The following is a 23,951-nucleotide window of genomic DNA, read 5'->3' as shown; positions in this document are numbered from 1 at the left end:
TTGTGGGTGCGGACGCTGGTTTTGCAGCCGGGCCATCGGTTCGTACCCGGACCTCGTCCCTGCTTGGCGAGAAGCAGCCGCACCCCGGGGCGTCGCGGCCCGTCGAAGCATGCGCGCGGCGACCGCGATTGTCCAGCGTGTTTCGGTCGCGTCGTCGACGAGCGGGACGCGGCCGGTGGGTCGTTTGTGAGTCGGGTGTCACTCAGCGTGAAGTGGCCCACTGTCCTCGCCATCGGGTTGCATGGGGGCATGGACGTTCTGGAGCTCCGTGCCGAAGCCGATGCCATCCTCGCTGAGCTCGTCGGTGCCCCCGGGGGTGCGGCGCGGCTGCGGGAGGACCAGTGGCAGGCGGTGGCGGCTCTGGTGGAGGAGCGCCGACGCGCTCTGGTGGTGCAGCGCACGGGCTGGGGCAAGTCGGCGGTGTACTTCGTCGCCACCGCTCTGCTGCGCCGGCGTGGATCCGGCCCTACGGTGATCGTCTCGCCCTTGTTGGCGCTGATGCGCAACCAGGTCGAGTCGGCGGCGCGGGCCGGTATCCGGGCGCGCACGATCAACTCGGCCAACCCGGAGGAGTGGGACGCCATCCACGAGGAGGTGGAGCGCGGTGAGACCGACGTTCTCCTCGTAAGCCCGGAGCGCCTCAACTCTGTGGATTTTCGTGAACAGACGCTGCCCAAGCTCGCGGCCACGACCGGTCTGCTGGTGGTCGACGAGGCGCACTGCATCTCCGACTGGGGACATGACTTCCGCCCCGACTACCGGCGGCTGCGGGCGATGCTGGCCGAGCTCGCCCCGGGCGTGCCGGTGCTGGCGACCACGGCGACGGCCAATGCGCGGGTCACCGCGGATGTGGCCGAGCAGTTGGGTACCGGTGCCGGGGAGGCCCTGGTACTGCGGGGGCCGCTGGAGAGGGAAAGTCTGCGGCTGGGTGTCGTGCGGTTGCCGGACGCGGCGCATCGCCTGGCCTGGCTCGCCGAGCACCTGGACGAGTTGCCGGGTTCCGGGATCGTCTACACGCTGACGGTTGCCGCAGCCGAGGAGGCCACCGCCTTCCTGCGGCAGCGAGGCTTCCGGGTGGCCTCCTACACGGGCAGGACGGAGAACGCCGACCGGCTGCAGGCCGAGGCCGACCTGCTGGAGAACCGGGTCAAGGCGCTGGTCGCGACTTCGGCGCTGGGGATGGGCTTCGACAAGCCGGACCTGGGCTTCGTGGTCCATCTCGGTTCACCGTCCTCGCCGATCGCCTACTACCAGCAGGTGGGGCGTGCGGGCCGTGGTGTCGAGCACGCCGATGTACTGCTGCTGCCGGGCAAGGAGGACGAGGCCATCTGGCGTTACTTCGCCGATACCGCCTTCCCGCCCGAGACGCAGGTGCGACAGACCCTCTCGGCCCTGGCCGGTGCGGAACGGCCGCTGTCCGTGCCGGCCCTGGAGGCTCTGGTCGATCTCCGGCGCACCCGTCTGGAGACCATGCTGAAGGTGCTGGACGTCGACGGCGCGGTCAAGCGGGTGAAGGGCGGCTGGATCTCCACCGGCGAGCCGTGGGTCTACGACTCCGAGCGGTACGCCTGGGTCGCCCGGCAGCGGGCGGCCGAGCAGCAGGCCATGCGCGACTACGTGAGCACCACCCAGTGCCGTATGGAGTTCCTGCGCCGACAGCTGGACGACGAGGGCGCGACCCCGTGCGGCCGTTGCGACAACTGCGCGGGAGCCTGGGCTGACTCCTCCGTTTCGGCGGAGACGCTGACGGGGGCGGCGAAGGAACTGGACCGCCCCGGGGTGGAGGTTGAGCCGCGCCGCATGTGGCCGACGGGAATGCCCGCACTGGGCATCGAGCTCAAGGGCCGTATCCCGGCCAAGGAGCAGTGCTCCACCGGGCGGGCCCTGGGACGGCTCTCGGACATCGGCTGGGGAAACCGGCTGCGCCCGCTGCTGGCCGAGAACGCGCCGGACGGGCCGGTTCCCGACGATGTCCTGCGGGCCGCGGTGACGGTCCTCGCCGACTGGGCGCGCTCTCCGGGCGGCTGGGCGACGAACGCCCCGGACGCCTCCGCGCGGCCTGTGGGAGTCGTGGCCGTGCCGTCCCTGGCCCGCCCGCAGCTGGTCGGTTCGCTCGCTCAGGGAATCGCGACCGTCGGACGCCTCCCGTTCCTGGGCACCTTGACGTACATCGGGCCGGGCGGCGCGCACGCGGCACGTCGTAGCAACTCCGCCCAACGTCTCAGGGCGCTGTCCGGCGCCTTCACGGTCTCTGACGAGCTGGCCGGTGCCCTCGCGTGTTCTCCAGGTCCTGTCCTGCTCGTGGACGACTGCACCGACTCCGGCTGGACCCTCGCGGTCGCTGCCCGCCTGCTCCGCAGGGCAGGGTGTGAAGCGGTTTTTCCGTTGGTCCTCGCCGCGGCAGGCTGAGCTTTCCGAGGCTGACGGTGTTACCAGGCTGGGAGTGTTCCCGAGCCTGTGGGTGCTCCCGGGGCCGGCGGCCCGAGACGGGGGGCGTTCCCGAGTCCGCAGCTGTTCCCAAGGCCGTGGCTGAGGCGTGTGACGCGGCGGGGGGTCGCGGTACGGAGTGGCACAGACGTCCCCGTACTTGGTGGTGCGCTCGTGCGAGTACGGAGCCACGGGAAGCGGGCCTCACGGGAGGCGGGCCGGTACGGCATCGGCGGCGGAACACAGGTCGGTTCGGCGGTCCGGTGGAGCGTCGTCGGTCCGCGGTGGACACGTCGTCGTGGGTCATGGCTCCATGCAACCCCACGCCTCGGACATCGTGAGGACGAGCCGGGCGAGCTGTGGACAAGTCCTGACGTGGCCATGGTCGGACTTATCCACAGGGGAAACCGGAATCCTGCAATCCGCGGGATGGTCACGGCATGACGAATCACAGCGAGGCAGCCGGCACCTCCGGCAACGGCGACAGCAGCGAGCAGCGACGGCAGGGTGGAGGGGAAGGCCGTGTCCGGCCCCGGCACACGGGGTGTGGGCAGGGCGTGGAGCAGCCAGGACAGGGCCCGGGGGGCGCCGGTCCCGGGCGGAACCCGCAGGATCCAGGTCGCGGAACAGGAGAGCGCGACTCCGAATCCGCAGGGCGCGAGCCCGAGTCCCCGGGTCGCGAGCCCGAGTCCCCGCGACGCGAGCCCGAGTCCCCGGGGCGCGAACACCCGGTGTACGCGGCGCACGAGCACTCCTCCCTGTTCCCGGGACACGCCAAAGCCAGGGGACACGCGGGGCACAGCCCGTCCACCGGTCCGTGCGGCGAACACCAGGTCACGCTCCGTACGCCTGCGGAACTGGCCGACGCCCTGCCCTACCTGCTCGGGTACCGGCCCGAGGACAGCATCGTGCTCGCCGCGCTCCACGACCGCGACGGCCGGGGGCGGTTCGGCGGACGGGCACGGCTCGGCATCCCCGCCCAGGCGGACGACTGGCCCGCCGTGGCCGAGCAACTGGCACACGGGCTGGTGACCGGCAGCGAGCGCCGAGGCGCCAGGCCCGAGACCATGGTCGCGTTTCTCTGCCAGGAGCCGTCGAGCGGGGAGTCGGGGCAGGAGGTGATGGAGCGACTGCGCCCCCTGGCACAGCTGCTGCGCCGGGCCTGCGGCAAACTCGACGCCCCCGTCGTCGAGGCTCTGTGCATCTCGGACGGCCGTTTCTGGTCGTACTGCTGTCCAGGCAACGGCTGTTGTCCGTCCGAGGGCGAGGCCATGGGGCTGCCCGGTACTTCGGTCCTGGCCGCCGCAGCGACCTACGCAGGCCTTCAGGTACGCGGAACGCTGCGGGAGCTCAGGGCCAGGCTCACCCCCTGGGAGACGGCTGCCGCCCTCCAGCAGGAGGCCGCGCTGGACGCCGCCCACACGGCCGTCGTCCTTCGGATGCTTCACGAGGAGAGCCGAGCGGCGGTGGCCGAGGAGACCCTCGCCCTGGCTCAGCGCCTCATGAGCCGCCTGGCGGACGCCCCACCCAGGTCCGGCACGCTCCAGGCGGACCTCCGCGACGACGAACTCCTTGGGCACGAGGACACGGCCGCCCTCATTCTCGGCCTCCAGGACCGCTCGACCCGCGATCGCGCGGCGGAGTGGATGGAGGGCGACGAGGCAGGACCGGCTCTGCGACTGTGGCGAGCGCTGGCCCGCCGCTGCGTCGGTGCCTATGGCGAGCATGCCGCGCCCCCGCTCACGCTCGCCGGCTGGGTGGCCTGGTCCTCGGGTGACGAACTGGAGGCGCGGGAAGCCTTGGCCATGGCCCTTGCCGCCGACCCCGACTACCTCTTCGCCCGCCTTCTCCACCAGGCCTGCAACGAAGGCCTCGACCCTGAGTCCATCCGCCGCTGCCTCCGCTCGGAGCGGAAGAACCGTTCGGAGACCACGGGTGTCGGCGCGGACGGCATCCCGGGGGCGCAAGGCGAGGACGCAGCCCAGGAGCCGGGGCGGCTCCACTCCTGCGGGGCCCAGCTGTCCGGGACCGGTCCGCGCCGGCGACGCCGTGCACGAACCGAGGGCAGTCTCACCGCGCGCGCCACACGACGCTCCCCGAAGGCGCCTGGTGACCGCCACCCACGGTCGGCCGACGGCCCCTCACGGGCGGGCGACGGTCCGGGCCGCGCGGCCGACAGCACGAGCCGTCGGACACGAGCCCGCCGTGGTGCGGAGGGCCGCGACGGAGCGGCGGAGACATGAGGACGCGCCAAGACACGAGAGTGAGCAGCGGTCCGGTCGTGAGGGGAATGGGGGTGCCCGGACAGTGAGGAACGGTCTGAAGGGGCTCGCGGGTGCGGCTGCCCCCTGGCCCCCGGGGGCAGGGGTTCCAACGGCCCGTGGACGCCGGTCGCTGCTCCGTGCGCCGTGGTTCCTGGCCGTGTCGGCGATGCCAGTGCTGTGCGCGGTCATGATCGCGACGCCTCTGCTGTGCGTGGTCGCCTGCGCGATGCCAGTGCTGTGCTCGGTCATGACCGCGATACCTCTGCTGTGTGTGGTCGCATGCGTGACGCGGGTGCCGTGCCGTCGGCATACGGCCGGCTTCCCATGCCCGGGGCGTGACCCGGCGGAGGCCCGCGCCGTTCACCTGAGTGGCGGAACGCCGGTCGGACCGTGGGAAACCGCGGTTGGGCCGCACCGTCGCACCGTCCTCGCCCCTCCGGAGCCTCGCGCCTGGCGCCGAGCACACCGGGGGAGCGCCGAGCGCAGAAGAAGCCGCCGCATGTCCCTGCTCACCCAGCCCTCCGCCCCCGACGGCGACCGTCCACTGTTCCGTCGAGCCGCTCCGGCCTCGACTCGAGGGACAGGCGTCTGGGCGCCACACGGACGGACCGCCGAAGCCGCCACCAGTCCGTCACCTGCTCCAGCGGGCAGGAGCAGCCCGATAGCCTCCTTCGCGGGGAAGGACAGTGTGAAGCCCTCCGCCCTGGTCACCGGCAGCCCGGACGCATGGCCGGCCGCAGTGTCCACCGTTGTCGCACCGTGCCGCCCGGCGGGCCTGCCACCCGTCCATGCCGCGCTGATCTGTGTGGCCCTTCCGGGCCTTGCGATCTCCACGGAGCGGGGACAGCTGACCGGCGAGGGGCTGGAAGGCTTCTACCAGGCCGGTCGGCGCGTGCTCTCCCGTTGTCGGCTGCGCGTGGCAGGCCGGGAACCGCTCGCCGTGCAGGCGCGGATGGTCGCGGCGGACCAGGCGCGGTTCACAGGGACGCTCTGTGTCTCCGCGAACCCCGTACCGGACCCGGACGTCGTGGTCGAACGCACGCGGTACGCGGACGGCACGGAGCGGATCACTTTGCACAGCGCGGTTCCCCGCCCGCTGCGCCTGCCCGTCGAAGTGGCCCTCGGCACCGACCTCGCCGAACTTGGCGCGATCGCCTCCGGCAGAGCGGGGCCCGAACTGCGGGCCAGCGTCCACGACTCCGGTCTGCGGTGGTCCTGTGTCAGCGGGCACTCGGCCGTCACCGCGCAACCGCCGCCCGCCGAAGCGCTGGCTTCGGCCGGACTGCTGCGCTGGGAACTCGAGCTCCCGCCGGGCGGCACCCGCACCGTCGAACTGCGCGTGCGACCGGACCGTACCGGACCCGTCAGAGCCGTGGGACGCGGCGCGACGAACCCGATCGCCCAGGCCACGGCCACGGGCGACGATCCCGGAGTCCAGGCATTCCTGCACACGTGCATCGAGGACCTCAAGGCCCTGCTACTGCGTGACCCCGTCAACCCCTCGGACACGTACCTCGCGGCAGGAACGCCCTGGCGCTGCGGCATGGCCCCGGCCAACGCTCTCGCCGCCGCACGGATGACGCTGCCGCTCGGCACCCGTCTCGCCGCGGGCACACTCCGCACACTGGGCCGCACCCAGATCACGGGCGACGGACCGAGATCCGGCATGATCCCCGGACCGCTACGGGACGCCGGCCCCCACCTGCCGCCGGGCTGCACCGGCATCGAGGCCACCCTGCTCTTCCCGGTGCTCCTCGCGGAGGCACGGCGCTGGGGGCTCCCGGAGCAGGAGGCTGAGGAACTGCTGCCGGTCGTCGAACGCTGCCTGCGGTGGCTGCGCGGCACCGTCGGTGACGGCCCGTACCTGGCAGACCCGCACCCCGGCGGGCCGCTCCGCTGCGAGACACAGGCGCACGCCCACCGGGCCGCGGTGCTGGGCGCCGATCTCCTGGACGCCTACGGCAGACCTGGCGGCACCGGGCTGCGGGAGTGGGCCCAGGAGGTGCGGACCGCGTTCCGCCAGGACTTCTGGATCGAGGACCGGGGCGGCGGCGTACCGGCGGCAGCCCGCACCACGGAGGGGCGATCACTGCCGCACCTCGGGGCCGGAGCCGCCCACCTTCTCGACACCGGCCTCCTCGGCTCCGGCTCGGCGGCCCCGGGCCTGCTCGACAAGGCGCAGACCGACCAGCTCGCGCGCCTGCTGGGCGGTCCGGCCATGGACTCCGGGTGGGGACTGCGGACCCTGGCCGCGAAGGAGGCGGCGTACAACCCCTTCGGCCATCGCGGTGGAGCAGTGCGGGTGCAGGAGACGGCGACAGCGGTTGCGGGGCTGGCCGCCGCGGGCTACGAGAGGGAGGCGGGTTCGCTGCTGCGGGGAGTGCTGGCGGCGGCCGAGCAGTTCGGAGGGCGGTTGCCCGAGATGTACGCGGGAGAGCCCCGTACGCCGGGGAGCTCACCCCTGCCCCACCCCGCGGCCTGCAGGCCGGCCGCGACGGCGGCGGCCTCCGGGGTGCTGCTCCTCGCCGCACTCGCCGGGATCCGCCCCGACGCACCGGGCGGGGCAGTGACGCTGCGCCCGATACGCAGCGCACCCCTGGGCGAGATCAGTCTGGTAGGGCTGCGAGTCGCCGGCGCGCCCTTCTCCGTGCGCGTCAGCAGACTCGGCCTCGCCATGGTCGAGGAGGCGGCCGACGGGCTGCGACTGGGAGGGTGACCTCGGACGACGTGTGATCGAACGGATCAGGGCGGTGGCTCAGGAGGGTCGTGAGGGACAGAAGTGGATCAGCTGGGGAAGCGATCGCGGGAGGACGTGTTTATCGTCAGGAAGACGACTATGATCACGACATGCCCTACGACCCGTCAGCCTTCCCGCCCTTCGCCGTCACCGTGGACCTGGTCGTGCTGACCGTGCGCCGCCACGCCCTCTGTGCGCTGGCGGTACGGCGAGGTGAGCAGCCGTTCCAGGGGCGGTGGGCGCTTCCCGGCGGCTTCGTTCGGGCCGACGAGGATCTGGCTCAGGCCGCCGCGCGCGAGCTGGCCGAGGAGACCGGGCTGCGGGCCCACGACCCGTCCGCCCCGGCCCAGGACAACGGCGCACACCTGGAGCAGCTCGCGACCTACGGTGACCCCAAGCGTGACCCGAGGATGCGGGTCGTCAGCGTCGCCCACCTCGCGCTCGCTCCCGACCTGCCCGCACCCAGGGCGGGCGGCGACGCCAACAGCGCACGATGGGCGCCCGTGGAGGAGCTGTTGCAGCAGGGCGGCTACGGCCGCGACGGCGAACCGGTGGCGCCGCTCGCCTTCGACCATGCGCAGATCCTGGCGGACGGTGTCGAACGGGCCCGCTCCAAGATCGAATACTCGTCGCTGGCCACCGCTTTCTGCCCGCCGGAGTTCACCGTCGGCGAGCTGCGCCGCGTTTACGAGGCCGTGTGGGGCGTGGCCCTCGACCCGCGCAACTTCCACCGCAAGGTCACAGGCACCCCGGGCTTTCTCGTGCCCACCGGGGGTACGACCACACGCCAGGGCGGCCGCCCCGCCCAGCTCTTCCGCGCGGGCGGTGCCACGCTACTCAACCCGCCGATGCTGCGCCCCGAGGTCTGACACCGCATAAATCGGGACATATCGCGCTATCTTGCTGTGGGTGATCCAGGCCAACGGACTGACCAGCAACCCCCGCAAGGTGCTTCCACCCGCCGTCGACAACGTCTCCTTCGAGGCCCTTTCCGGTCGTGTCACCGTGCTCCTCGGTGCGCCGGGTGCGGGCAAGACGACGACGCTGCGACTGATGCTCGCACTTCAACGGGGCCGTGGAATCGCCTACTTCAGAGGTCGCCCCCTGCACCGCATCCCCCATCCGTCGCGCGAGGTGGGAGTCGTCCTGGGCGATGTCCCCGGCCACCCGGCCCGTACGGTCCGCGGCCATCTCCGCATGCTCTGTGCCGCCACCGGTGTGCCCGTACGGCGTGCCGACGAGGTCCTCGAAGCCGTGGAGCTCGTCAGTCTGCAGGACGAACGCCTGGGCACGCTCTCGCGCGGCATGGACCGCCGACTCGGGCTGGCCTGTGCGCTGCTGGCCGATCCGCACACACTCGTGCTCGACGACCCCGCCGACGGACTGTCCGTCCGTGAAAGCCGTTGGCTGCACGGGGTCCTGCGCGCCCATGCCGTCCAGGGCGGCACCGTGCTGTTCACCACCCACGACCCCAAGGAGGCGGCGCAGACCGCCGACCAGGTCGTCACGTTGGAGCGGGGAAGGCTCGTCGCCGACCAGGAGGTGGCCGACTTCGCCCGCACGCGGCTCCGCCCCCGTGTCGTCGTCCGCAGCCCGCACGCCGTCCGTCTCGGCGCGCTGCTCACCAAGGAAGCCCGGACCGCTAGGCGTTCCGTCGAGATCGTGCGTGAGGGCGGCAACCGGCTCTCCGTGTACGGCAGTACCTGTGCCGACATCGGGGAGACCGCCTTCCGGCACGGCATCCTCGTACACCAACTCGCCGACGAGACCGGGGACATGGGGCCGACGCCGACAGCGGACAATGCCGGCGGACCCGCCGCCGACGGCTCTCGCCCACATGCCGACGAAGGCGCTTGCGCACCGGCTGCCGATGGCGCTGGTTCGACCGCCGCGGGCGATGAGGTCCCGAGCGCCGACGGTGCCCCGGACACCGATGACGCAGAGGGGACGGACGCGCCACCTCCCCAGGCGGGACCGTCGCAGCAGGCGGGCCTCCCGGCGCTTCCGCCTCCCATCAGCGTCCGCCCGGCCCCGAGTCCTCTGCGTCCGCTCCGGTACGAACTGCGCCGCGCCGTCGGGGTCGGTACCGGTTACGCCACCGCAGCGGCCGTACTGGTGACCTCCGTCCTTCTCTCCGTACTCCTCGCGCGTATCGGTCACACCCCGCAGGCGCGACTGCTGGCGGCGTGGCCATATGAACTGCCACTGCCGCCCGCCGCGCTGGGCGCCGGCTTCCTCGGCGCGATGGCCTTCGGTGACGAGTTCCGCCACCCCGCTCTGGCCGTGGATCGCGGCACCGTCCCCCGCCGCTTGGGGCTACTCGCCGCGAAACTCCTCGTCGCCGCGGCAACCGCGCTGATGCTGGCCTTCCTCACGGTGGGCTGCGACCTCGAAGTGCTCTACCTCCTCTACGGAGAGGAACTCACCGAGGTTCCCGCCGACTGGCTCTCCCTGAGCGCGAGTTGGATCGGCCTCGTCGTGGGGTGCTCATGGGCGGGAGTGCTGGCCGCCGGACTGTTCCGGTCCACGACCGGGGGACTCGCCGCCGTGCTCGCCGTTCCGGTCCTCGTCGTCCCGCTCGTGCACAAGGCCTGGGAAGGAGGGACGGTGCGGACCGCGGCGGGGTTCTCGGCACGGCTGCACGACATTCCCCTGCTGCAGTGGCCGTTCGGCGGAGGACGCCATGCCGCTGCCGTGGGACGGATCATCGCCGAACCCGTGGGTGGAGCACTGCTGTTGTCGCTTACCTGTCTGCTCTGCGCGTACCTGCTCACGAGCCTGCGCAGCAGGGTCCGATGACGGAAGCAGAGGGCCTTGGGCGATCGTCTGCTGACTACCGTCCGCATTCTTCCGCTCCCGTCATGCGCACAACTCCTCGGAGAACGCCCATTTCTTTCCGATAAGGCGTCAATTGCGACGGGGTGAGCGATCACCCTTTCGTGTGCTTTTCACCAAAGACCTCAAGGGAGTTGGGGACGGCGCCGACAAAGGATGCGTGACTACCCTTGCGCACACCATGATGACCGCCGCCCGCTCCGCAGACTCCGGCCTGGCCGGCCCGGGCGAACGCGACCGCTACTCCTACTCCGAGGCCCCCGGGATCGATCGCGTCGGCCCCCCGGCATGGGAGGGTGCCGATCCCGAACTCGGCCGTGTGGGCCGACGCGCCGCGGGCAGCCGCGGACGCGGCCTGCACGGCCAACTCGTCCAGCAACTGGGACAGATGATCGTCTCCGGTGACCTCGGCGCGGACCGCCCGCTCGTACCCGAGGAGATCGGCCAGCGGTTCGAGGTCTCCCGCACAGTCGTCCGTGAGTCGCTCCGTGTACTGGAGGCGAAGGGACTGGTCAGCGCCCGTCCCAACGTCGGCACGCGGGTGCGTCCGGTCAGCGACTGGAACCTGCTCGACCCGGACATCATCGAGTGGCGGGCCTTCGGGCCGCACCGCGACGACCAGCGGCGCGAGCTGAGCGAGCTGCGCTGGACGATCGAGCCGCTCGCCGCCCGCCTGGCCGCCGGGCACGGACGCGAGGACGTCCAGCAGCGGCTCGGCGACATGGTCGAGATCATGGGCCACGCCATGGGGCAGGGCGACTCGCTGACCTTCTCGCGCGCGGACGCCGAATTCCACTCGATGCTCATCCAGGTCGCGGGCAACCGCATGCTGGAGCACCTCTCCGGCATCGTCTCCGCCGCCCTCCAGGTCTCCGGAGGCCCGGTCACCGGCTGTGACCGCCCCCACGACGCATCGCTGACGCACCACGCCCGGATCGTCGAGGCCCTCGCCGCGGGAGACGGCGCGGCGGCGGAGGCGGCCATGCGTCAATTGCTCACCGTCCACCCCGAGGTGGAGCGCGTGGTGCCCGCGCCCCGCGAGCACTGACGGCCGCAGCGGGCGGCCATGGTCACGAAACCGTGCCCGGTCCCCGGCACCACCCGGCGGGCGAACACGTCTACCGGGCGGTGCCGGCTTCCCCGGAAATCGGCGGGGCGGACGGCGTGAATCGGCGGGGTCGGACGGCGCGGGGACTGGAAAGTCACCGGGTCGATGCCGGTCGCGGCCACTGGTGACCAACTTTGACCATATCTGGAAGCATTTACATGCTTACGGGGTGTGACTCGGGCCACGCAGATTGGGCGTAACGCTCCTCGAGGCAGCGCGATGACTTAAGAGGTGACAGCCGAGAGGGAATACGGACGCCGTTCGTGGCGCTGTGCATCTTCCCGGCCCCCGCCCGCGCCGTCGGCCATCCCCAAGTCGGCGGTCGTCGGTTCCTGTCCACTGTGGACGGGGCCGGAAGCCGTTTTCCAACGTTCCGAGAGGTTGTTCGTGTCGGCCAGCACATCCCGTACGCTCCCGCCGGAGATCGCCGAGTCCGTCTCTGTCATGGCGCTCATTGAGCGGGGAAAGGCTGAGGGGCAGATCGCCGGCGACGACGTGCGTCGAGCCTTCGAAGCTGACCAGATTCCGGCCACTCAGTGGAAGAACGTACTGCGCAGCCTCAACCAGATCCTTGAGGAAGAGGGTGTGACGCTGATGGTCAGTGCCGCAGAGCCCAAGCGCACCCGAAAGAGCGTCGCAGCGAAGAGTCCGGCCAAGCGCACCGCCACCAAGGCCGTGGCGGCGAAGACGGTGACCGCCAAGAAGGCCACTGCCCCCGCTGCTCCGGCGGTGCCTGCGGCCGACGATCCCACCGAGAGTGACGCGCCCGCGAAGAAGGCCGCCGCCAAGAAGACGACCGCCGCCAAGAAGGCTGTCGCCAAGAAGACCGCCGTCAAGAAGACGGTGGCCAAGAAGACCACCGCCAAGAAGGACGACGCCGAGCTCATCGACGACGAGGCACTCGAGGAGACCCCGGCGCCCGGCAAGGGCGGCGAGGAGCCCGAGGGCACCGAGAGCGCCGGTTTCGTGCTCTCCGACGAGGACGAGGACGACGCGCCCGCGCAGCAGGTCGCCGCGGCAGGCGCCACCGCCGACCCGGTCAAGGACTACCTCAAGCAGATCGGCAAGGTCCCGCTGCTCAACGCCGAGCAGGAGGTCGAGCTCGCCAAGCGCATCGAGGCGGGCCTGTTCGCCGAGGACAAGCTGGCCAACGCCGACAAGCTCGCCCCCAAGCTCAAGCGCGAGCTGGAGATCATCGCCGAGGACGGCCGCCGCGCCAAGAACCACCTCCTGGAGGCCAACCTCCGCCTGGTGGTCTCCCTGGCCAAGCGCTACACCGGCCGCGGCATGCTCTTCCTGGACCTCATCCAGGAGGGCAACCTCGGTCTGATCCGCGCGGTCGAGAAGTTCGACTACACCAAGGGCTACAAGTTCTCGACGTACGCCACGTGGTGGATCCGTCAGGCGATCACCCGCGCCATGGCCGACCAGGCCCGCACCATCCGCATCCCGGTGCACATGGTCGAGGTCATCAACAAGCTCGCCCGTGTGCAGCGCCAGATGCTCCAGGACCTGGGCCGCGAGCCCACCCCGGAGGAGCTGGCCAAGGAGCTCGACATGACCCCGGAGAAGGTCATCGAGGTCCAGAAGTACGGGCGCGAGCCCATCTCCCTGCACACCCCGCTGGGAGAGGACGGCGACAGCGAGTTCGGCGACCTGATCGAGGACTCCGAGGCCGTCGTCCCGGCCGACGCCGTCAGCTTCACGCTCCTGCAGGAGCAGCTGCACTCCGTTCTCGACACCCTGTCCGAGCGTGAAGCGGGCGTCGTCTCCATGCGCTTCGGTCTCACCGACGGCCAGCCGAAGACCCTCGACGAGATCGGCAAGGTGTACGGCGTGACGCGCGAGCGCATCCGCCAGATCGAGTCCAAGACGATGTCGAAGCTGCGTCACCCGTCGCGCTCGCAGGTGCTGCGCGACTACCTCGACTAGTCGTCGTTCGTACGGTCGTGAAGGCCCGGTCTCCATTGAGGGGACCGGGCCTTCGGGCGTCCGCGCGGCATGCGAGCGTCCGCCCTGTGGATCACTCTGGGTGTGCTGTCAACATCCCAGAGTGAGGAGTTCGCATGCGCCGGCCCTTTGTCCGAGTACTGGCCCTCGCTGCCGCGGCGGCCGCGATACCGCTTGTGTCGTCCGCCACCCCGGCGGCCGCCGATGTCGTCATCGGCGGCTATCCGGCCGAGATTTCCAAGAGTCCGTGGACGGTGGCGCTGTCCAGCCGTGACCTGTTCGGGGGTACCCGGGCGGGCCAGTTCTGCGGTGGGGTCGTGGTCGGCCGCTCCACCGTGCTGACCGCGGCCCACTGTCTGAGCGAAGCGGTGCTGGGAGCGCCGCCGGAGCGGATTCGCGACCTGAAGGTGATCGCGGGACGCGGTGATCTTCTCTCCACCGCGGGCCAGGAGATCCCGGTGCGTTCTGTGTGGGTCAATCCGGACTATGACAGCTACACGAACGCCGGGGACTTCGCTGTCCTCACCCTCGCCTCCTCGCTCCCCGAGAGCTCGGTCATCCCGATGGCGGCGGCGGGGGACCCGGCGTACCAGCCGGGCACGGAAGCCGTGGTCTACGGCTGGGGTGACATCACGGGCGCGGGGGACTACGCCCGGAGTCTGCACGCCGCGCGCGTGACGGTGATGGCCGACGCCGTCTGCGAGGAGGCGTATCCGGGGAACACGGACGGCACGTACAAGTCCGCCTCCATGGTGTGTGCCGGAGAGCGCGCGGGGGGCCGTGACGCCTGCCAGGGGGACAGCGGGGGGCCACTGGTCGCCCAGGGGAAGGTGATCGGTCTGGTGTCGTGGGGGACCGGCTGCGGTCTGGCGGGGAGCCCCGGCGTCTATACGCGGGTCTCCTACATTGTCCGAACAGTGAGCTGAAGGCGCTGAGGCCGAGCGCGCCGCCCGAGACGGGAACCGTTCGGCACACGAACCGACGGAGCCTTTGTGTGTGGCTCCGCACACGTACGGTGCTCGCCGTACGAGTACGGGCGGCCACCCCCTGTGTGAGGGGGCGACCGCCCGATTCACCGGCCTCGGCGCCGGCGCTGGCTCGTCGTGATGCGAGGTGTCAGCGTTCCTCGTCGCCGGCGTTCGCCGGAACGGACGTCAGTCGCTCCGTCTCGTCCTGTATCTCAGCGGCGATCTTCTTGAGCTCCGGCTCGAACTTGCGACCGTGGTGAGCGCAGAAGAGTAGTTCGCCACCGCTCAGCAGAACGACGCGCAGGTATGCCTGGGCGCCGCAACGGTCGCATCGGTCAGCGGCCGTCAGCGGGCTCGCGGGGGTCAGAACAGTAGTCACGTCGCCTCTTCTCTAGCTCGACGAGCTGTCGTACCAGGGTCAACATCCAACCAGGCCGAAAACGTTCCCGCTCGCGGCTTTTCCTCGAAAAAATCTTTCCAGGCCAGCTGTCTGCTGCCGGTTGGCGGCGAATGAGCCGTAGTGCGTGTCTTCGTGTCGTACGGTTTCGCGCTGTCTAATCGGTTGTCTTCGGTTGTCTCGTCCTCCCGGCTGGGTTGCCGGTTGTTCATGAGGACGTGCCCGGAGCCTAAATGGTTCATGCCTCGAAGGGAACGTGATATGTACTTCACTCCATCGAGGGATCGAACGCTCGTACGAGCCTGGACTACTCTGAGCTCAGACGAGGGTGGCGTTACATCGGCTCTACCAGGCCTCGGTACCCTCGGAGCGGCAACCGAAGCCGCGTCCTTACCCCAAAGGACCCCATCTGAAATTCAGCGAGGAGCGAACCGCGTGACCGCCGACACGTCCGTGCCGTCCACAGCGCTGCTGACAGGAGCAGACCGGGACGGTTCCAACTACACCGCGCGGCACCTGCTCGTCCTCGAGGGGCTCGAGGCCGTACGCAAGCGCCCCGGCATGTACATCGGATCGACCGACAGCCGCGGTCTGATGCACTGCCTGTGGGAGATCATCGACAACTCCGTGGACGAGGCCCTCGGGGGCTACTGCGACCACATCGAAGTGATCCTCCACGACGACGCCTCCGTGGAAGTGCGGGACAACGGCCGCGGCATTCCCGTGGACGTCGAGCCCAAGACGGGTCTCTCCGGCATCGAGGTCGTCATGACCAAGCTGCACGCCGGCGGCAAGTTCGGCGGCGGCTCGTACGCGGCCTCCGGCGGTCTGCACGGCGTGGGCGCCTCCGTGGTGAACGCGCTCTCGTCCCGTCTGGACGTCGAGGTGGACCGTGGCGGCAACACGCACGCCATCAGCTTCCGGCGCGGCGTGCCCGGCGCCTTCGCGGCCACGGGACCGGACGCGAAGTTCGAGGCGCAGAGCGGCCCGCGCAAGGTCAAGAGGATCCCCAAGACCCGCACCGGCACGCGCGTGCGTTACTGGGCCGACCGCCAGATCTTCCTCAAGGACGCCAAGCTCTCCCTGGACACGCTGCACCAGCGCGCCCGGCAGACCGCGTTCCTCGTGCCCGGACTGACCATCGTCGTCCGCGACGAGTACGGCCTGGGTCCGGACGGCAGCAAGGGCGAGGAGTCCTTCCGCTTCGACGGCGGGATCAGCGAGTTCTGCGAGTACCTGGCCACGGACAGGCCGGTCTGCGACGTCCTCCGCTTCACGGGGCAGGGCACCTTCAAGGAGACCGTCCCGGTCCTGGACGACCGCGGGCACATGACCCCCACCGAGGTCGTACGCGAACTCGGCGTGGACGTCGCGCTGCGCTGGGGCACGGGCTACGACACGACCCTCAAGTCGTTCGTGAACATCATCGCCACCCCGAAGGGGGGCACCCACGTCGCGGGCTTCGAGCAGGCCGTCGCCAGGACGGTCAACGAGGTGCTGCGCGCCAAGAAGCTGCTGCGCGTCGCCGAGGACGACGTCGTCAAGGACGATGCCCTGGAGGGCCTGACGGCCGTCGTCACCGTGCGTCTCGCCGAGCCGCAGTTCGAGGGCCAGACCAAGGAGGTCCTCGGCACCTCGGCGGCCCGCCGCATCGTGACGAACGTGGTGACGAAGGAACTCAAGGCGTTCCTGACCTCCACCAAGCGTGACGCCGCCGCACAGGCCCGCGTCGTCCTGGAGAAGGCCGTCGCCGCCGCCCGTACGCGTATCGCGGCCCGCCAGCACAAGGACGCCCAGCGCAGGAAGACCGCACTGGAGTCCTCCTCGCTGCCCGCCAAGCTCGCCGACTGCCGCAGCGACGACGTGGAGCGCAGCGAACTGTTCATCGTCGAGGGCGACTCCGCGCTGGGCACCGCCAAGCTCGCCCGGAACTCCGAGTTCCAGGCCCTGCTGCCGATCCGGGGCAAGATCCTCAACGTCCAGAAGTCGTCCGTGACGGACATGCTCAAAAACGCCGAGTGCGGCGCGATCATCCAGGTCATAGGGGCCGGATCCGGCCGGACCTTCGACATCGACGCCGCCCGCTACGGCAAGATCATCATGATGACCGACGCCGATGTGGACGGCTCCCACATTCGCTGCCTGCTCCTGACGCTGTTCCAGCGCTACATGCGCCCCATGGTCGAGGCGGGCCGTGTGTTCGCCGCGGTGCCGCCGCTGCACCGTATCGAGCTCGTCCAGCCCAAGAGGGGCCAGGACAAGTATGTGTACACGTACTCGGACCGCGAACTGCGGGACAGGCTCATGGATTTCCAGAGCAAGGGCGTCCGCTACAAGGACTCGATCCAGCGCTACAAGGGCCTCGGCGAGATGGACGCCGACCAGCTGGCCGAGACCACGATGGACCCCCGCCACCGCACCCTGCGCCGGATCAACCTCTCCGACCTGGAGGCCGCCGAGCAGGTTTTCGACCTCCTGATGGGCAACGACGTCGCTCCCCGCAAGGAGTTCATCTCCAGCTCGGCGGCGACGCTGGACCGGTCGCGGATCGACGCGTAACCGAGGAGGCGCACATCGACAGCCTCTTCGCCAGGGCAGGCGTCAAGGACCGTGCACAGGCGGCCCCTTATGCCCACTCGAGGGGGCTTGTGCAACCGTCCTCGGCGTCAGTCACCTGATGGGGTGAAGCGCAAAGGGAAGAAGAGTCAGAGATCTTCCCGTTCTGTCCATCCTTGGGCATGACGTCAAGTAATGGCCGTCTCCGTCTGCGCCGCGGAGGTGGTCCCGAGAGAACGGTCGAGAGCCGTGAAGGGCGTGCCCCGGCCCCCGCCGGCACCGGCGTGGCCGGGGAAGCACGCTTCGACGACCCCTGGTACGACGCACTGAACTCCGGCTGGGGCGAGTTGGACGGCACGGGCGCACCTGCGTCCGTCGGGCCGTCGGCCGACCGGGGGGTCGGGGACCGGGCCGGGGGCGCGGCCGACATCTATCTGGAGGTGCAGCGGAGCGCGGCCTTCCAGGAGGTGCGCAGCAGGTACCGGCGGTTCGTGGTCCCGGGAGTCGCCGTCTTCTTCACCTGGTACGTCGGATACGTGGTGATGGCCACGACCGCGCCCGGCCTGATGGCGCGCTCGGTGGCGGGTGCCGTGAACGTGGCGATGCTTGCGGGGCTCGGGCAGTTCCTGACCACGTTCCTGTTCACCTGGGCGTACGCGCGGCACGCGAGGGTGCGCCGGGACCGGGCCGCGCTCGAACTGCGCTGGGACACCCAGGAACTGACGCGGGTCGTCGGAGGAGGACACCGGTGACCGGCGACCACCAGACACTCGCGCTGCTGCTGTTCAGCGCGTTCGTCGCGGTCACCCTGGGAATCACGACCTGGGTGAGCCGCAACCGGCATGGCTCGGCGGAGGAGTTCTATGCCGGCGGGCGGTTGTTCTCGCCGATGGAGAATGGTTTTGCCATCGCGGGCGACTACATGTCGGCGGCATCGTTCCTCGGGATCTCCGGACTCATCGCGCTCCACGGATACGACGGGCTGCTGTACTCGGTGGGCTTCCTGGTCGCGTGGCTCGTGGTGCTGTACCTGGTCGCTGAACTGGTACGCAACTGCGGGCGGTTCACACTCGCCGACGTGGTCGCCGCACGGATGAGCGAGCGGCCGGTGCGGACCGCGGCGGGAACGTCCTCGGTGACCGTGTCCGTTCTGTACCTGGTGGCGCAGATGGTGGGAGCGGGGGCCCTGGTCTCGCTGCTGCTGGGTGGTACGAGCGAGTCGGCCAGGACCTGGACGATCATCGGCGTCGGCGCGCTCATGGTCATCTATGTGTCGTTCGGAGGGATGCGGGCCACCACATGGATCCAGATCGTCAAGGCGATCCTGCTGATGGGCGGGGCGCTCGCGCTGACCGTGCTCGTTCTGGTGCGCTTCCAGGGGGACTTCGACCAGATGCTGCGCACGGCGGCGCAGCGCAGTGGGCACGGGAACGCGTTCCTGGCACCCGGGTTGCGGTACGGCGGTGACTGGACCGCGCGCTTCGACTTCATCAGCCTGGGGCTCGCGCTGGTGTTGGGTACGGCTGGGCTGCCGCACATCCTGTCGCGGTTCTACACGGTGCCGACCGCCAGAGCCGCGCGTCGCTCGGTGGTGTGGTCGATCGGGCTCATCGGCGGCTTCTACCTGATGACGATCGTGCTGGGCTTCGGCGCGGCCGCGATCGTCGGGCCTGAGGCCGTACGTGCTTCGAACGCGGCCGGGAACACGGCGGTTCCGCTGCTCGCGCTCGACCTGGGCGGAGGCGCGGACTCCACCGGCGGAACGGTCTTGTTCGCGCTCGTCGCCGCCATCGCCTTCGCCACGATCCTCGCGGTCGTCGCCGGGATCACGCTCGCGTCGTCGGCATCCGTGGCGCACGATCTGTACGCGTCGCTGCGCCGCCCCCGTGGAAAGCAGTGGAGGGAGGTGACCGTCGCGCGGGTCGCCGCGGTCGGGGTCGGCGTGGTCGCGATCGCGATCGGCCTGCTCGCCCGTGACCTCAACGTGGCGTTCCTGGTGGGCCTGGCCTTCGCGGTCGCCGCCTCCGCCAACCTGCCGGTGCTGCTCTACTCGCTGTTCTGGCGGCGTTTCACCACGCGTGGTGCGGTGTGGGCCGTGTACGGGGGGCTGCTGCCCGCGGTGGTGCTCGTGCTGTTCTCGCCGGTGGTCTCGGGGAGCCCCGGATCGCTGTTCCCCGGTACCGACTTCCAGTACTTCCCCCTGGAGAACCCGGGCCTCGTCTCCATCCCGCTCGGTTTCCTCGCGGGCTGGCTGGGCACGGTCACCTCGGCGGAGCGGGCGGACCGGGCGAAGCATGCGGAGACCGAGGTGCGATCGCTCACGGGCGCCGGGGCGGTCTGAGGCCGGCAGAGCCCTTGCCCGACAGGGCGCGCTCCCCACGACGTACGGGGGGACCCTGCCCTCAGGGGCGTGTCGCCCACACGTAGCGGTGCTCCGGCCGGCCCGCGTCTCCGTACTTGAGGGTCAGCGTGGCCCGTCCCGTCCGCTCCAGGAGCTTCAGGTAGCGCTGGGCCGTCTGGCGGCTGAGACCGGTCTGTTCGGCGATCTCCTGGGCCGACAGCGGGCCGTCGGCGGACATCAGGGCGCGGCGTACGAGCTCCGTCGTCGTGGCCGAGTGGCCCTTGGGAAGGTCGGGCTCTCCGCCCGCCGAGAGGGCGCCGAAGATCCGGTCCACCTCGGCCTGTTCGGCCTCGCCGCCGCCGTCGAGGGTGCGGCGCAGATCCGCGTACGCCTCCAGCTTGGCGCGCAGGCCCGCGAACGCGAACGGCTTGACCAGGTACTGCAGCGCCCCCTGACGCATCGCCGCCTGGACGGTCGAGACGTCGCGGGCCGCCGTCACCATGATCACGTCGGCCTGGAGACCGCGGCGCCGCATCTCCTGGACGACCGCGAGCCCCGTCCGGTCGGGCAGGTAATGGTCCATCAGAACGAGGTCGAGGCGGGGCAGCGTCTCCATCTGCTGCAGCGCCTCCGCCGCGCTGTGTGCCGCGCCCGCGACATGGAAGCCGGCCACCTTCGCCACATAGGCGGCGTTGACCTTCGCGACCCTGGGGTCGTCGTCCACGACCAGGACCTCGATCATCAGGACTCCTCCTTGGTGGCTGCGGTGGCGGTCCGAAGCTCCTGTGCGGGCTCCGGACTTGGCGCTCCTGCCGGGCTGGGCGCCGTGCCCGCCGGGACAGGATCCCTCAGCTCCGGTTCCGCCAGTGCCTCGGGGAGTATGACGGTGAACTCCGCGCCGCCGCCGTCCGCCTCCCCGACGCGGGCGCTGCCTCCCTGCCGTTCGGCGAGCCGGCGCACCAGGGAGAGCCCGATACCGCGCTTGCCGTGTGCGGGCGGCTTCTTCGTGGACCATCCGTCCGCGAACACCAGTTCCCGCTGCTCCACAGGGACTCCGGGGCCGGTGTCACGCACCCTGAGGACCGCCGTGCGCGCTTCGGCACGCAGTTCGACCTCCACGCGCGCGTGTGGCGTACCGGCGACGGCATCGAGGGCGTTGTCGACGAGGTTGCCGACGATGGTGACCAGACCTCTGGGGTCGATCAGCTGGTCCGGCAGGAAGGTCCGGTTCGAAAGAGACAGGGCCACGCCACGCTCGGCCGCCACGGTGGCCTTGCCGACGAGCAGCGCCGTCAGCAGCGGATCGTGGATCTTCTCCGTGACCTGCTCGGAGGTCGCCCTGTGGTCGCCGACCACCTCGCCGACGAACTCCACTGCGTCCTCGTACATCTCCAGTTCGAGCAGGCCCAGCAGGGTGTGCATACGGTTGGCGTGCTCGTGGTCCTGCGCGCGCAGGGCGTCGATCAGGCCGCGTGTGGAGTCGAGTTCGCGGCCGAGCTGTTCCAGCTCCGTACGGTCGCGCAGGGTGGCTACGGCGCCCCCGTCGTCGGTGGGCATGCGGTTGGCCACCAGGACGCGCTGGCCCTGGACGGTGAGCAGGTCGGTGCCCGTGACACGACCGGCCAGGACATCCGTCGTACGGCCCTCGCCGAGCGCCTCGTCGAGGGAACGGCCGACGGCTTCCTCGCCGATGCCCAGCAGCCGTTGCGCCTCGTCGTTCAGCAGCCGGACGCGGCCGCCGCGGTCCAGGGCGACCACGCCCTCCCGGATGCCGTGCAGCATCGCCTCGCGCTCCGCGAGCAGCGCCGAGATGTCCGAGAAGGCCAGGTCGCGCGTCTGCCGCTGCACTCTCCGGGAGATCAGGTACGCGGCCAGCGCCCCGATGGCGAGGGCCGCGCCTGCGTAGGCGAAGAGCCCGGGGATCGCGTGGATCAGCCGGGCGCGCACGCTGTCGTACTCGATCCCGACCGAGACCGCACCGACGATCTTCCCGTCCGCGTCGCGCAGCGGTACCTTGCCGCGTGCCGAACGGCCCAGCGTCCCTTCGTCTATCTGCATGACCTCATGTCCGGCGAGGGCCTGGCGCGGGTCGGTCGAGACGACGCCGCCGATCTGTTTCGGGTCCGTGTGCGACCAGCGGACGCCGTTCATGTTCATGACGACGACGTACTCGGCCCCACTGGCCTTGCGGATGCGCTCGGCCTCCGTCTGGACGGGGCCGTCCACGGACGGCCTGGTCGACACCAGATCCTTGGCGAGCTGCGGCTGGACCGCCGTCGTCTGCGCGATCGCGAGGGCGCGGCGCATCGCCTGGTCGTCCAGCTGGTCGCTGAGCGGTGCGAGGAACAGCCCGGTCACGAGCACGGCGACTCCGGCGGCGATCGCCACCTGCATCAGCAGCACCTGCGAGAACACCCGTCGCGGCAGACCCAGGCGCAGACGACGTGCGGGGGGAGTGGGGCTCATACCCACGACGGTACGTGGGCGGGCGAGCCGGGCCGAAGGGGTGTGGCGTGGATCTCTTCGAGCGGGCAGACCCGCGTCTCGTACGCGTCTGCGGCAGCTCGTGGGCCGGCGCCCCTGGTCAGAGCGCCGGAGCCGTGGCCGCGAGGGCCCGTACGGCCACCACGTCCATCCGGGCGGGGGAGCCCAGAGGAGAGCCGCAGCTCTCGGGCCGGGGCGGCAGCGAGGCACCCTGGGCGACGGTCACATGCCAGAGGCGGCCGTCGGTGTGCGCGACCGTCACCTCCCACTGCGGGGCTGTGCCCTCCGTGGCGACGACGGTGAGAGCGCCCGCCCTGTCCTCGCCCGTCTCCGCGCGCACGGCCAGCTCGGCCGCCTGCCCGGGCCGCTCCCAGGCGGAGCTTCCGCGGCACCCCTCGGTGACGATCCGTCCTTCCCGTACGCCTTGGAGGACCTCCTTGACGTGGTGGGCCTCGGCGCGGCCGTACGCGTATCCGGTCGGCAGGACCAGCAGCGTGGGGGAGAAGCGGTGGCCGCCCAGGTGGGTGACCTCCCAGACGCCCTCCACTCCGGAGGCGGCCAGTTCGGCGGCGAGGGGCCGGCCCAGGAGGGCGCAGCAGCGGTCGCGCTTGCCGTTGGTGCAGACGAGCGCCAGCGGGTCGCCTGTGTGGGGCCGACCCCGTAGCACGGAGCCGAAGGTGTGATGGTCACCCGTGGCCAGCGCGGTGAAATCGAGGTCGAGCAGCTGCTCCGGATCGGTGGTCGTGGTGCTGTGCAGCCACATGTTCCCCGGAACGGTGTGGGCCGCGTACACACGGCGCTCGCGGACCGTGTGGCAGTCCGCGTGCCGGCCGGGGCGGCGTATGAGCGCGACACGTACACCCGTGCCGTCCGCTGCCGCCTCGAGGGCGCGGCCGACGGCCGGGTCCAGGTGGCTCGATGTGAGCGCCCTGGCACCCCAGGGGCCGGGCTGTTCGAGCAGCAGCCAGGTCCTCGCGGTGGCCGAGGTCCCCGCGAGAGGCTCGTCGAAGTGCCGCGACGCGGTCGTGCACGTACTCACAGAGGTGAGCCTAACCTGACTTGAGTGTCAGGGGCTTCCGGACGGGCCAATGGGGCGCACAAAAACTTGGGGGGCGCGCGTGGCGCGTGGCACGTGGTTCAGCCGTGGGCGGTCGTGCTCGCTCCGTCACCGCGGCAGGGGCTGGGGCGGCCGCACCCCCACGTACTGTCCGCTCGGACGCATACGCAGGGGGCGTTCCCCGTACTCCTCCTGTGCGTGTGCGATCCAGCCCGCCGTCCGTGCGACGGCGAAGATCGTCTCGCCCGCGGAGGCGGGCATACCCGAGGCGGTCGTGAGGACGGCGAGGGCCAGGTCGACGTTGGCGTGAAGGGGGGCGTGGCGGGCGGTGGTGGCCTCGATGTCCCGGGCGGCGGCCAGCGCGGGAGCCGCTCCCGGAACGTCCTCCAGGAGGGTGAACAGTGCTCGCGCGCGTGGGTCCTCCCCGGGATAGAGGCGGTGCCCGAGACCGGGAACGCGGCGTCCCGCGCGCAGTTCGTCGGCGATCACGGGAACCGCGGTGCCGCGGTCGAGGACGTCGAGGAGCAGCCGGTGGGCGAGTTCACTGGCCGCGCCGTGCAGGGGGCCTTCGAGGACGCCGAGTCCCGCGGACACGGCGGCGTACGTGTGCGCGCGGGCGGACGCGGCGACACGGACCGCGAGGGTCGAGGCGGCCAGATCGTGGTCGGCCAGCAGTCCGAGTGCCGTGTCGAGCGCGCGCAGGGACGCCTCGTCGGGGCTACGGCCGGTGAGCCTGGCCCAGAGGCGGTGGGCCAGCGGACCCGAGTCGCGGTGCGTGCGCAGAACCGGAGGGAGGGCGGTGACGAGGGTGGGGATGAGGGTGCGGG

General features: G+C 70.9%; 16 protein-coding genes. 11 read left to right on the top strand and 5 right to left on the bottom strand.

Going from position 1 to position 23,951, the window contains the following annotated elements; all coding sequences use genetic code 11:
- Positions 1-249 precede the first annotated feature (249 nt).
- From FNH04_RS06455 to FNH04_RS06420, 8 genes are all read left to right on the top strand, one after another.
- Entirely contained in the window at positions 250-2,409 is a 2,160-nt protein-coding gene (locus tag FNH04_RS06455) for a RecQ family ATP-dependent DNA helicase (protein WP_152781224.1), read from the top strand.
- A gap of 458 nt (positions 2,410-2,867) precedes the next feature.
- Positions 2,868-4,670, top strand: coding sequence for a DUF4192 domain-containing protein (locus FNH04_RS06450; protein ID WP_228031181.1), 1,803 nt, complete (start codon positions 2,868-2,870; stop codon positions 4,668-4,670).
- 826 nt (positions 4,671-5,496) lie between these two features.
- A complete protein-coding gene (locus FNH04_RS06445) occupies positions 5,497-7,407 on the top strand; it encodes a glycogen debranching N-terminal domain-containing protein (RefSeq protein WP_386574940.1) in 1,911 nt (636 codons plus the stop codon).
- Between the two features lie 131 nt (positions 7,408-7,538).
- Positions 7,539-8,297 (top strand): NUDIX hydrolase, encoded by a 759-nt coding sequence (locus FNH04_RS06440; RefSeq protein WP_152781194.1) that lies wholly within the window; start codon positions 7,539-7,541, stop codon positions 8,295-8,297.
- Between the two features lie 40 nt (positions 8,298-8,337).
- Positions 8,338-10,227, top strand: coding sequence for an ATP-binding cassette domain-containing protein (locus FNH04_RS06435; protein WP_322722663.1), 1,890 nt, complete (start codon positions 8,338-8,340; stop codon positions 10,225-10,227).
- A 196-nt stretch (positions 10,228-10,423) separates the two neighbouring features.
- Positions 10,424-11,311 carry a FadR/GntR family transcriptional regulator gene (locus FNH04_RS06430; protein ID WP_322722662.1) on the top strand — a complete coding sequence of 296 codons (888 nt, stop codon included), beginning with the start codon at positions 10,424-10,426 and terminating at the stop codon, positions 11,309-11,311.
- A gap of 447 nt (positions 11,312-11,758) precedes the next feature.
- Positions 11,759-13,303 (top strand): RNA polymerase sigma factor, encoded by a 1,545-nt coding sequence (locus FNH04_RS06425; protein ID WP_322722661.1) that lies wholly within the window; start codon positions 11,759-11,761, stop codon positions 13,301-13,303.
- Between the two features lie 134 nt (positions 13,304-13,437).
- Complete coding sequence (locus FNH04_RS06420) at positions 13,438-14,247, top strand: serine protease (protein ID WP_152781188.1); 810 nt, start codon at positions 13,438-13,440, stop codon at positions 14,245-14,247.
- 190 nt (positions 14,248-14,437) lie between these two features.
- Here the strand turns inward: FNH04_RS06420 and FNH04_RS06415 are convergent, their stop codons facing one another.
- Positions 14,438-14,668 (bottom strand): DUF7455 domain-containing protein, encoded by a 231-nt coding sequence (locus FNH04_RS06415; RefSeq protein ID WP_322722660.1) that lies wholly within the window; start codon positions 14,666-14,668, stop codon positions 14,438-14,440.
- 453 nt (positions 14,669-15,121) lie between these two features.
- Between FNH04_RS06415 and FNH04_RS06410 the strand changes: the two genes are divergently transcribed.
- The 3 genes from FNH04_RS06410 (at position 15,122) to FNH04_RS06400 (ending at position 19,583) form a co-directional block, all read left to right on the top strand.
- Positions 15,122-17,245, top strand: coding sequence for a DNA gyrase/topoisomerase IV subunit B (locus FNH04_RS06410; RefSeq protein WP_322722659.1), 2,124 nt, complete (start codon positions 15,122-15,124; stop codon positions 17,243-17,245).
- A 179-nt stretch (positions 17,246-17,424) separates the two neighbouring features.
- A complete protein-coding gene (locus tag FNH04_RS06405) occupies positions 17,425-17,994 on the top strand; it encodes a DUF485 domain-containing protein (RefSeq protein ID WP_152781186.1) in 570 nt (189 codons plus the stop codon).
- On the top strand, positions 17,991-19,583 hold the full coding sequence (locus tag FNH04_RS06400; RefSeq protein WP_322722658.1) for a solute symporter family protein: 1,593 nt from the start codon (positions 17,991-17,993) through the stop codon (positions 19,581-19,583). The genes FNH04_RS06405 and FNH04_RS06400 overlap by 4 nt, the downstream gene beginning before the upstream one ends.
- 61 nt (positions 19,584-19,644) lie before the next feature.
- On the opposite strand, the gene FNH04_RS06395 is transcribed toward FNH04_RS06400, so the two are convergent.
- From FNH04_RS06395 to FNH04_RS06380, 4 genes are all read right to left on the bottom strand, one after another.
- A complete protein-coding gene (locus FNH04_RS06395; protein ID WP_152781182.1) occupies positions 19,645-20,325 on the bottom strand; it encodes a response regulator in 681 nt (226 codons plus the stop codon).
- On the bottom strand, positions 20,325-22,049 hold the full coding sequence (locus FNH04_RS06390; protein WP_152781180.1) for a sensor histidine kinase: 1,725 nt from the start codon (positions 22,047-22,049) through the stop codon (positions 20,325-20,327). Before FNH04_RS06390 ends, FNH04_RS06395 begins: the two co-directional genes overlap by 1 nt.
- A 118-nt stretch (positions 22,050-22,167) precedes the next feature.
- Positions 22,168-23,106, bottom strand: coding sequence for a sucrase ferredoxin (locus FNH04_RS06385; RefSeq protein WP_322722657.1), 939 nt, complete (start codon positions 23,104-23,106; stop codon positions 22,168-22,170).
- A 126-nt stretch (positions 23,107-23,232) separates the two neighbouring features.
- On the bottom strand, positions 23,233-23,951 hold a 719-nt coding region (locus FNH04_RS06380), incomplete at its 5' end, for a citrate/2-methylcitrate synthase (RefSeq protein ID WP_322722656.1).

This window comes from Streptomyces phyllanthi, from assembly GCF_009377205.1.
GTDB lineage: Bacteria > Actinomycetota > Actinomycetes > Streptomycetales > Streptomycetaceae > Streptomyces > Streptomyces phyllanthi.
This window is presented reverse-complemented; position numbering and strand designations above follow the sequence as displayed.